Annotated in this window: 1 protein-coding gene; it reads right to left on the minus strand. The window is 64.2% G+C overall.

Translation table 11 applies throughout. The features are described from left to right. Window positions 1–997, minus strand: a 997-nt coding sequence (locus tag ACYVC2_RS13605) for a gliding motility-associated C-terminal domain-containing protein (protein ID WP_461102981.1), incomplete at both ends; no start/stop codon positions are given.

Raw genomic sequence — 997 nt, forward strand, 5'->3', positions numbered from 1 at the left:
ATCTAACGGAAACGTTTTCTCGCAGGATCTGCACCCAGCCCTTCAACAACTGAGGGGGCGCTCCCCGATCCAGCAGCGAGTAGCTCACACTGGCCTGGTAGTAGTACAGCCCGCTGGGCAAGTCAACCCCCTGCTGGTTGCGACCATCCCAGCGCAGAGCCGGACCCGTCGTCTCGTAGACCTTGGCCCCCCACCGGTTGTAGACACTGAACACGATCCGTTCCACAAACCGGGGACACTTCATCGGCTCAAACACATCGTTCTTGCCATCCCCGTTGGGGGTGAACACGTTGGGCAGCACCAGACTGGGACAGGCCTCATTGCAGACCGTGTTGGAGGGGCGGCTCTCCAGCCCCCGCTGGCTGATGGCCGTCACGTAGTAACAGCCCGAGACGGTGCTCAGCGAGCTGTGCTCGAAGCTGGTGATGGGCACACTCACCTGAGTGAGCCCCCGCAGGCTGTCCTGGCGGTAGCGGCCGTAGTAGATCTTGTAGGCTGCGATGTTGGCATCACAAGTGGGGCCTGAGCCGGCCTGCCAGGCCAGCTTGTTGGTGAAGCTGGTGAGGTCACAGAAGCTCTCGGGGCTGAGGCTGGCGCAGTTGAGGCTGTCCAGGCGCAGGGTGGGGGGGCAGGGGCGAGTGGTGTCGGCGGGGCTGGCGCAGAGGACCTGGCTGTAGTTGAACAGGATGCCCAGTCGGGCCAGCTGGGTGTCGGTGTAGCGGCCCCGGGTCATCACCCGGTAGCAGTAGGCGGAGTCGGCCGACAGGGGCCGGCTGGTGTTGCCATCGGCGGTGAAGGTGTCGGAGCCATCATCGGTGAAGGTGTAGGTAGGGGCGTTGACGGCCACTTCACGGATCTTGTTGAAGGGGCCGTTGGGTCCGGAACGGGATCGGTAGATGTCGTGGGTCTGGTTGTCGTTGGACCAGGGGGTGTTGGCCTGCCAGCTCAGGGTGATCTGTCGGTTGGCGGGGCTGGCCGACAGCCGCACCGAGCTGGC

It is taken from the genome of Spirosoma koreense, from assembly GCF_054777875.1.